This is a genomic window from uncultured Jatrophihabitans sp. (genome assembly GCF_964246335.1).
GTDB lineage: Bacteria > Actinomycetota > Actinomycetes > Mycobacteriales > Jatrophihabitantaceae > Jatrophihabitans.
In genome coordinates, this window is the sequence record NZ_CAXTQF010000094.1 from 1 (window position 1) to 9,240 (window position 9,240).

The window sequence follows — 9,240 nt, forward strand, 5'->3', positions numbered from 1 at the left end:
ACTGCCGCTCGACCTCGGACTCGCGCATGTAGCCCATGCCGCCGTGCAGCTGCACCGCTTGGTCGACGGCCCACGAGCCGGCCTCGACGGCGGTGTTCTTCGCAAAACACGCCTCGCGGATGAGGTTCGCTTCGCCGCCGGCGGAACGCAGCGCCACCGATCGCGTGTAGACGCGGGCGACCTCGATGCGCCGCGCCATCTCGGCGAGCGTGTTCTGGACGGCTTGCCGGCTGATCAGCGGACGGCCGAACGTCTCGCGGTCGCGGCACCACTGCACGGTGAGGTCGAGGCAGCGTTGCGCGCAGGCGTAGGCCTGCACGGCGAGCCCGATGCGTTCGGACACGAAGTTCTGCGCGATCTGTACGAAGCCGGAGTTCTGCGTGCCGACGAGGTTCACCGCCGGCACTCGCACCCCGTCGTACGCGAGCTCGGCGGTGTCCGAGCACAGCCAGCCCATCTTCGACAACTTGTTCGTGACGGTGAAGCCCGGCGTGCCCTTGTCGACGACGATCAGCGAGATGCCGTGCGCACCCGGGCCACCGGTGCGCGCGGCGGTGACGACGAAGTCGCCGCGCACCGCGGAGGTGATGTAGGTCTTGGCGCCGTCGATGACGTACTCGTCACCGTCTCGGCGGGCGTTGGTGCGCAGGTTCGCGACGTCCGACCCGCCGCCCGGTTCGGTGATCGCCAGCGAGCCGATCTTGTCGCCCTCGATGGTCGGCCGGACGTACCTGTCGATCAGCGCGGCATCTCCGGACGCGACGATGTGCGGCAGCGCGATGCCCGAGGTGAACAGCGACGCGAACAGCCCGCTCGAACCGCCCGCATAGTGCAGCTCCTCGGCGAGCACGAGCGCGTCGATCGCATCGCCTCCGCCGCCGCCGACGGACTCGGGATAGGCGAGCCCGATCAGGCCGAGCGCGCCGGCGCGCTTGGACAGCGAGCGCGGGAGTTCGCCCGCCGCCTCCCACTCGTCCTGGTAGGGAAGCACGTCGCTGTGCACGAACCTGCGCACGGTCTCGCGAAGTGACCGGCGCTCGGCGGTGTCGAACGGGTCTACCGTCACAGGAAGGACTCCGGGACGTTGATCACCCGAGAGCGCAGCCATTCGCCGAGCGCCTTCGCCTGCGGATCGTGCCGCGCGTTCGACGAGACGCCCTGGCCGAGAATGCCGCTGACGACGAAGTTGATCGCGCGCAGGTTCGGCAGCACGTGCCGCGTCACCCCTAGTCGCGCGGTCTCGGGCAGCAGTTCCTTGAACCTCGACGTGCTGAGTTGGTGCACCAACCAGGCGAGTTGGTCGTCGGTGCGCACCCACACACCGACATTGGCCGAGTCGCCCTTGTCGCCGCTGCGCGCCCCCATGAACGTGCCCAACGGCGCTGGCCGGGTTCGCTCGTTCGGCGGAGATGACGGCAGGTGCAGATCGGGCGCGCCGTCGGCCGCTTGGGTCTCGGTCGCCGGCGCGATGTCGACGCGGGTGCCGTCCGCGTGCACCGCGACGTGTGGCACGTCGGCGGCGTCGACGTAGCTCGCGGTGAACACGCCGTACGGCGCAGCGTCGCTGGGCGGCGCCGTGACGTGGAAGCCGGGATACGACGCAAGTGCCAGCTCGATGGCCGCGCCGGAGAATGCGCGGCCCAGCGTCTTGGGGTCGGTGCCGCGCGCGACGCAGTGCAGCATCGCCGCGGCCTCCTCCTGCACATCGGCGTCGGGATGGTCGGTGCGTGCGAGCGTCCACGTCAGGTCCAGCGACGCGTCGAGGTCGGCGAGCTGCGTCTTCACCCACGCGGCCTTGGCGTCGATGTCCAGGCCGGTCAGCACGAAGGTCACCTCGTTGCGGAAGCCGCCGAGGGTGTTCAGGCCGACCTTCAACGTCGGCGGCGGCGGCTCGCCTCGTACCCCGGTGATGCGCACGCGGTCTGCGCCGTCCTCGGCCAGCTCGATCGTGTCGAAGCGCACTGTCGCATCCGGCCCGGCGTAGCGCGCGCCGGTGATCTCGTACAGCAGTTGCGCGGTGACGGTGCCGACGGTGACCGCGCCGCCGGTGCCCGGATGCTTGGTGATCACCGATGAGCCGTCGGCGTGCATCTCGGCGAGCGGGAAGCCGAGCGGTCGGTCGAGATGGTCGAGCTCGGTGAAGAAGGCGTAGTTGCCGCCGGTGGCCTGCGGCCCGCACTCGATGACGTGCCCGGCGACCATCGCGCCGGCGATCGCGTCGTGGTCGCCGCGCTGCCAGCCGAAGTGCGCGGCCGCCGGTCCGACCACCAACGAGGCGTCGGTGACCCGGCCGGTGACGACGATGTCCGCGCCCGCGGACAGGCAGTCGGCGATGCCCCAGGCGCCGAGGTAGGCGTTGGCGGCGAGCGGTGCGCCGAGGCCCAGCTCGTCCGCCCGGGCGACGAGGTCGTCACCCTCGACGTGCGCCACCGCGACATCGACGCCGAGGCTGTCCGCGAGCACGCGCACCGCGGCCGCAAGGCCGGCGGGGTTCAGCCCGCCGGCGTTGACGACGATCTTGACCCCGCGTTCGAGCGCGGTGCCCAGCGACGTCTCGAGCTGACGCAGGAACGTCTTGGCGTAACCGAGCTTGGGATCCTTCGCGCGGTCACGGGCGAGGATGAGCATCGTCAATTCGGCGAGGTAGTCACCGGTCAGCACGTCGATCTCGCCGCCGGTGAGCATCTCGTGCATCGCCGACGCGCGATCGCCGTAGAACCCGGACGCGTTGGCGATGCGCAGGACGTCGGTGTTCATCCGTGTCGACCGGCGGCGCGCCCCGCGCCGGGCGGGCCGGCGAACGCTTGCGCGATGTCGAGCCATTCGTCGGCGTCCGGGCCGACGGCGACGACCGCGAGATCGTCGCGGTGCCGGCGCTGGGTCACGAGCAGGCAGAAGTCGAATGCCGGGCCGGCCACCTGTTGTGCGGCGTCCTCCGGCCCCCACGCCCACAGCTCGCCCGACGGTGCGGACAGCTCGACGCGGAACTGCTCTGCAGGTGGCGTGCGGTCGCGCAGCAGGTACGCGAAGTCGCGGGTGCGCACGCCGATGTGCGCGACATGGCGCAGCCGTGGGCCCGGCACCCGGAGCTGGTCCAGCGCGTCGACGACGTCCTGCCCGTGCGCCCACGTCTCCATCAACCGGGCCGTCGCCATCGACGCCGGTCGCATCGGCGGTCCGAACCACGGCAACCGGGCGTCGGACGCAACGGCAAGCAGCGCGTCGCTCAACTCGGCGCGGCCGGCGCGCCACGACCGCAGGAGGTCGGCGGCCGGTTGGTCCGCGCGCTGGGCCGCCGCGCGATCGACGTAACCGTCCAGCTCGCCGACCATCGCCTGCACCGACGCCTCGAACGCGGCGGGGTCGGTGACGGCCAGGCAGGCGATCTCGTCGGTCCACGCCAGGTGCCCGATCTGGTCCGCGACGGTCCACCCGGCCGCGGGCGTCTCCGTGCGCCATTGCGCGTCGGTCAGCTGCGCAACCCGCGCGTCGAGATCGTCGCTCTCGGCGCGCAGGTCGTCGACCATCGCGCGGATGTCGGCCACGGCTCGACCTTGGCACGGGCAACCAGAAGAATCAATCCCGCTTGCTTGTTTTGCGAACCGAAGGACGAGCGAGCGGCGACGCGTCCCGGGTCAGGCGGCTTCGCGGCACTCCGGCGCGGCGCGCAGCATGTGCGCGTTGGGCACTACGAGCAGGCCGTCGGACGTGCCGAGCGTGGTGCTCACGACGCCGAGCCGGATGACCTCCGCCTCGGTCACCTTGCCGATCGCCGGGACGAAGAGGCGAACCTGCTCGCCCGGTGTGTAGGGCCTCGCCAGCTGCAAGGTGAGGCCCGCGAACAGGCTGCCGAGAGTGCGGCGGGCGACGACTGCGGCGAGCAACGCGATGACCACCGCGACGAGCGTCGCGAGCACGGCGTTGCCGCCGAGGGCGACGACCGCCGTCGCGCCCGCGGTGATGGCGACCGCACCTGCGACGACGACCTGCGCGGCGTGCGCCGGCGAGGTCGGCGGCGGGCACGTCGTGGTGCCGCGCTGTTGCGTCTCCATTTGACCCACATCCCTTGTATAGCAAGGGATTCCCGCTCAATGCACGGTGCACTCACCGACATGCCAGAGCTCTCGGGTGACCGTGCTCACGATCACCGGAGCAGGCGATCGACGCGGCGCCGGGCCGCGTCGCCGTTATGCCGTCTCGAACGGCCAGCCCTGCTCGTCGGCGGCCTTCGCGCGTGCCCCGCGCTCGGCGGTGCGCCGGGCCGTCGTCGACACCACGTCGTCGAGCTCGACGCCCGTCTGGTCGGCGAGCAGGTACACGCCGTAGGCGAGCTCGCCGAGCTGTTGCGACCAGTCGGCCGTCGGTCGGAACGGCCGGCGGCCACGCTCGGTCCCGGCGGTCGCGGTGGCCGCCATCGCCCCGAGCAGGGTCTGCAGCTCGAGCAGCAGGGTGGGGGCCGTTGCATGCAACTCGGCGGCGTCTGCGCTGCGCGCCACTGTCTCCTGCAGTTCGCTCACCCGCGGAACGCTACCCAAGTACGCTCGGACGTCGTTCTGCCGACCGACGTCTGCCGAGGATCTCTTCGTGACCGCTGCTGCCGCGCGTCCGGCTCGCCTGCGCGTCGCGATCATCGGCATGGGACGGGTCGGCAGTGCGCTCGGGGTCGCGCTCACCCGCGCGGGCCACAGCGTCGTCGCGGTCAGCGCCGTGTCCACGCAGTCGCTGGCGCGCGCGGCACGCCTGCTGCCGGACGCGCAGGTGCTGCCCGTCGACGAAGCCGTCGGCGCCGCCGAACTCGTGCTGCTCACGGTGCCTGACGACGTCCTGCGCCCGTTGGTGACCGGCCTGGCGAACACGGACGGCTGGCGCGCGGGCCAGCTCGTCGCGCACACGTCCGGCGCGCACGGCATCGGGGTGCTCGATCCGGCCGCGGCTCGTGGGGCTCTTGCGCTCGCGCTGCATCCGGTCATGACGTTCGCGGGCCGGTCCGAGGACGTCGATCGCCTGTCCGGCGCGACGTTCGGCGTCACGGCGCTGGACGAGCTGCGCCCGGTGGCCGAGTCGCTGGTCGTCGAGATGGGCGGCGAGCCGGTGTGGATACCCGAGCGCGCCCGGCCGCTGTATCACGCATCGCTCACCGTTGCGGCCAATCATCTCGTCACGCTCGTCAACGACTCGTTGTCGATGCTCTCCGGCGCGGGGGTGGCGCAACCTGCGCGGCTGCTCGCCCCGCTGCTCAGTGCGGCGCTCGACAACGTGCTGCGGTTGGGCGATGCGGCGCTCACCGGGCCGGTCGTGCGCGGTGACGTCGACACCGTGCACACGCACGTCGAGGTGCTGGCCCGGGAGGCGCCGGACGTGCTGCCGGCGTACCGCGCGATGGCGCGGCGCACTGCCGAGCGCGCGACCGCGGCGGGGCAGCTGTCCGAGTCGGCCGCGAACGCCGTCCTGGACGTCCTGTGAAGGTGGTGCACGGCCGTGGTGACTTCCTCGCCGCGCGCCGGGTGCTGGCCGGCGACGTCGGCCTCGTGCCGACCATGGGCGCGCTGCACGCAGGGCACGTCGCGCTGCTCGACACCGCGCGGGCGCAGTGCACGAGCGTCGTCACCACGAACTTCGTCAATCCGCTGCAGTTCGGGCCGAACGAGGACCTCGCGCGTTACCCCCGCACGCTCGACGCCGACCTCGACAAGTGCGAGCGCGCCGGAGTCGACCTCGTGTGGGCGCCCGAGGTCGAGGACGTGTACCCGCACGGCGGTTCGACCATCACCGTCGACCCGGGACCGCTCGGGGACGTGCTCGAGGGCGCGGTCCGGCCCGGTCACTTCGCCGGGGTGCTCACCGTCGTCGCGAAATTCCTCAACACGGTCCGGCCGCAGCATGCGTACTTCGGCGAGAAGGACTATCAGCAGCTCGTGCTCGTGCGGCAGCTGTGCGCCGACCTCGATCTCGACGTCACGATCGACGGCGTGCCGACGGTGCGCGAGGACGACGGCCTGGCGCTGTCCAGCCGCAACGTCCATCTGTCGACGGACGACCGGCAGCACGCGCTGGCGTTGTCGCGGGCATTGTTCGCCGGCCGCGACACGGCGGTGAGCGGTGGCGCGCTCGCGGTCATCGCGGCGGCCACGGCGGAGCTCGGCCGCGAACCGGGGATCGCCGTCGACTACCTGGAGCTGCGCAATCCTGACCTCGGTGAGATCCCCGAGTACGGCCCGGCGCGGCTGCTCGTCGCGGCGCGGGTGGGCAAGACACGGTTGATCGACAACGTGGCGGTGCAGTTATGAGCACGAATCGGCTACTCGCTCCGGAACCGGGCTGGGAGGTCGAGACCGACGTCGTCGTGGTCGGTTCGGGCATCGCCGGCCTGACGACGGCGCTGCACATCAGCCGGCAGTCGGCGCTGCGCGTGCTGCTGGTGACCAAGGACGTGCTTGCCGCGGGGTCGACGCGCTGGGCACAGGGCGGCATCGCGGCAGCGCTCGGCATCGGCGACAGCCCGGACCAGCACTTCGCGGACACCGTCGTCGCCGGCGCGGGCGTGTGCGACGACGCCGCCGTGCGGGTGCTCGTGCGCGAGGGTGCGGCAGCGGTACGCGAGCTCGCGCAGATCGGCGCGCGCTTCGACCGGGCCGGCGACGGCGAGCTGTCGCTGGGCCGCGAGGGCGGCCACCACCGTGACCGGATCGCGCACGCCGGCGGCGATGCCACCGGAGCGGAGATCGAGCGCGCGCTCGTGACCCGCGTGCTCGACGCGTCCGCTGTCGACGTCATCGAGCACGCGCTCCTGCTGGACCTGCTCACGACGGCGACGGGTGAGATCGCCGGGCTCACGCTGCACGTCATGGGCGAGGGCGAGCGGGACGGTGTCGGCGCGGTGCGTGCCCGGGCCGTCGTGTTGGCCACCGGCGGCATCGGCCAGGTGTACGCCTCGACGACGAATCCCAGCGTGTCGACCGGTGACGGCGTCGCCGCCGCGTTGCGCGCCGGAGCCGTGGTGCGCGATCTCGAGTTCGTGCAGTTCCACCCGACGGTCGCGTGGCTCGGCCACGGCTCGCGTGGCCAGCAACCACTCGTCAGCGAGGCGGTGCGCGGCGAAGGCGCGTTCCTGGTCGACGACGACGGCGTGCCGTTCATGCAGGGCGCGCACGAACTGGCCGACCTCGCGCCCCGAGACATCGTCGCGAAGGCGATCCTGCGACGGATGCGCGAGACCGGTGCCGAGCACGTGTGGCTGGATGCGCGGCACTTCGGCGCGGAGAAGTGGCGCGTGCGGTTCCCGACGATCTACGCCACGTTGCTCTCGCTCGGCGTCGACCCGGTGCACGCGCTCATCCCGGTCGTGCCCGCGTGCCACTACGCCAGCGGCGGCATCCGCACCGACCTCGTCGGCGAGTCGTCGCTGCCCGGGCTGTTCGCCTGCGGCGAGGCGGCCTGCACCGGCGTGCACGGTGCCAACCGGCTGGCCTCGAACTCGCTGCTCGAAGGCCTGGTGTTCGGCCGCCGCATCGCCGACACCGTGGTCGCCCGGCTGGATGAGCCCGGCCCGGCTCCGGACGTCGTCGACCTGCAGCCGGGGACGAGCCGCCTGGTCGACGACGGGTCGCGCACCGGACTGCAGCAGCTGATGAGCGAGCGCGTCGGTGTGCTGCGCGACGAGAAGGGTCTGACGCTCGCCGCCGCCGGCCTGGCCGAGCTCGGCGAGCACGACGGTGGTGCGCCGGGCACCGAGGCGTGGGAGACCACGAACCTGCTCATCGTGTCGTCCGCGCTGGTGCAGGCCGCGACGCGGCGCGCGGAGACCCGCGGTGCGCACTGGCGCGAGGACTTCCCGGCCGGCGACGACGAACACTGGCGCGGTCATCTGGACACGACACTCGACGCCGATGGCGCGCTGAACACCACCTACGTGGAGATCCGATGACCGACCCGTCCGCCGCGACGCTCGAGGCCGTCGTACGCCTCGCCCTCAGCGAGGACCTCGGTGACGCCGGGGACGTCACGACCGCCGCCACCGTCGATCCCGCGACGCGCGCACAGGCGCGGCTCGTCTCGCGCGCGCACGGCGTGCTTGCCGGTCTAGGGGCGGCGGCAGCCGCGTTCCGTGCCGTCGGCGCCGACCGCGTCACCTTCACCGCGGAGCACGCGGACGGCGACGTCGTCGAGCAGGGTGACGTGCTGGCCGTCGTCGACGGCCCGATGAGCGACCTGCTCACCGCCGAGCGCACCGCGCTGAACCTCGTCGGCCACCTGTCCGGCGTCGCGTCGCTGACCCGGCGCTGGGTCGACGCGGTCGCGGGCACCGGCGCGCGCATCCGCGACACCCGCAAGACGATGCCCGGGCTGCGGGTCCTGGAGAAGTACGCGGTGCGGTGTGGCGGTGGCGTCAACCACCGCATGTCGCTGTCCGACGCCGCGCTCGTCAAGGACAACCACGTGATCGCAGCCGGGGGCGTCGTCGCGGCGTTCGAGCTGGTCCGCACGCGGTATCCGGGGCTCGAGCTGGAGATCGAGGTCGACACCGTCGCCCAGGCGCGCGAGGTCGTGGACGCGGGTGCGGATCTCGTCCTGCTCGACAACATGAGCCTCGATGACCTGCGTGCTGCGGTGGAATACACCGCGGGCCGGGCAAAACTCGAGGCCTCCGGCGGCCTCACTCTCGACCGTGCACACGACGTCGCGGCGACCGGCGTCGACTACCTTGCAGTCGGCGCACTGACCCACTCCGCGCCGGTTCTCGACATCGGTCTCGACATCTAGGCCCGGACACATGCTGCTCACCATCGACATCGGCAACACGAACACCGTCCTCGGCGTCTTCGACGGCGCGAAGCTGGTCAATTCGTGGCGGATCAAATCCGATTCCCGCGAGACCGCCGACGAGCTCGCGTTGACGTTCCGCGGCTTGCTCAGTGACCTGCCGATCACCGGCATCGCCGCCTGCTCGACGGTGCCGGCGATTCTGCGCGAGCTGCGCTCGACGCTGATCCGTTACTACGCCGACGTGCCGACCATTCTTATCGAACCGGGTGTACGCACCGGCGTCGGCGTGATCATGGACAACCCGAAGGAGGTCGGCAGCGACCGCATCTGCAACGCCGCCGCCGCGCATCACCTGACGGGCGGGCCGTGCATCGTCGTCGACTTCGGTACGTCCACGAACTTCGACTGCGTGAACGCGCGCGGCGATTTCGTCGGCGGCGCGCTCGCCCCGGGCATCGAGATCTCGCTCGACGCGCT

General features: G+C 71.9%; 10 protein-coding genes. 5 read left to right on the top strand and 5 right to left on the bottom strand.

Annotated features, from left to right (window positions below):
- The 5 genes from ACFFCN_RS17645 to ACFFCN_RS17665 form a co-directional block, all read right to left on the bottom strand.
- Window positions 1-1,066: acyl-CoA dehydrogenase family protein (locus ACFFCN_RS17645; RefSeq protein ID WP_375493784.1), on the bottom strand; the 1,066-nt coding region annotated here is incomplete at its 3' end.
- Window positions 1,063-2,757: an acyclic terpene utilization AtuA family protein gene (locus ACFFCN_RS17650; RefSeq protein ID WP_375493786.1), complete on the bottom strand. Its 1,695-nt coding sequence runs from the start codon at window positions 2,755-2,757 to the stop codon at window positions 1,063-1,065. The genes ACFFCN_RS17650 and ACFFCN_RS17645, both read right to left, overlap by 4 nt.
- A complete protein-coding gene (locus ACFFCN_RS17655) occupies window positions 2,754-3,545 on the bottom strand; it encodes a TIGR03084 family metal-binding protein (RefSeq protein ID WP_375493788.1) in 792 nt (263 codons plus the stop codon). Before ACFFCN_RS17655 ends, ACFFCN_RS17650 begins: the two co-directional genes overlap by 4 nt.
- A gap of 90 nt (window positions 3,546-3,635) precedes the next feature.
- On the bottom strand, window positions 3,636-4,052 hold the full coding sequence (locus ACFFCN_RS17660; protein ID WP_375493790.1) for a hypothetical protein: 417 nt from the start codon (window positions 4,050-4,052) through the stop codon (window positions 3,636-3,638).
- Window positions 4,053-4,187: 135 nt separating this feature from the next.
- Window positions 4,188-4,517, bottom strand: a complete 330-nt coding sequence (locus ACFFCN_RS17665) for a hypothetical protein (protein ID WP_375493792.1) — start codon at window positions 4,515-4,517, stop codon at window positions 4,188-4,190.
- A 67-nt stretch (window positions 4,518-4,584) separates the two neighbouring features.
- Here ACFFCN_RS17665 and ACFFCN_RS17670 point away from each other — a divergent pair, with 67 nt between their 5' ends.
- From ACFFCN_RS17670 to ACFFCN_RS17690, 5 genes are all read left to right on the top strand, one after another.
- Window positions 4,585-5,463 (top strand): Rossmann-like and DUF2520 domain-containing protein, encoded by an 879-nt coding sequence (locus ACFFCN_RS17670; protein ID WP_375493794.1) that lies wholly within the window; start codon window positions 4,585-4,587, stop codon window positions 5,461-5,463.
- Window positions 5,460-6,287: a pantoate--beta-alanine ligase gene (gene panC / locus ACFFCN_RS17675; RefSeq protein ID WP_375493796.1), complete on the top strand. Its 828-nt coding sequence runs from the start codon at window positions 5,460-5,462 to the stop codon at window positions 6,285-6,287. Before ACFFCN_RS17670 ends, panC begins: the two co-directional genes overlap by 4 nt.
- Window positions 6,284-7,924, top strand: a complete 1,641-nt coding sequence (locus tag ACFFCN_RS17680) for an L-aspartate oxidase (protein WP_375493798.1) — start codon at window positions 6,284-6,286, stop codon at window positions 7,922-7,924. The genes panC and ACFFCN_RS17680 overlap by 4 nt, the downstream gene beginning before the upstream one ends.
- A complete protein-coding gene (gene nadC, locus ACFFCN_RS17685; protein WP_375493800.1) occupies window positions 7,921-8,760 on the top strand; it encodes a carboxylating nicotinate-nucleotide diphosphorylase in 840 nt (279 codons plus the stop codon). The genes ACFFCN_RS17680 and nadC overlap by 4 nt, the downstream gene beginning before the upstream one ends.
- Window positions 8,761-8,770: 10 nt before the next feature.
- The coding region (locus ACFFCN_RS17690) for a type III pantothenate kinase (protein WP_375493802.1) at window positions 8,771-9,240 on the top strand (470 nt) is incomplete at its 3' end.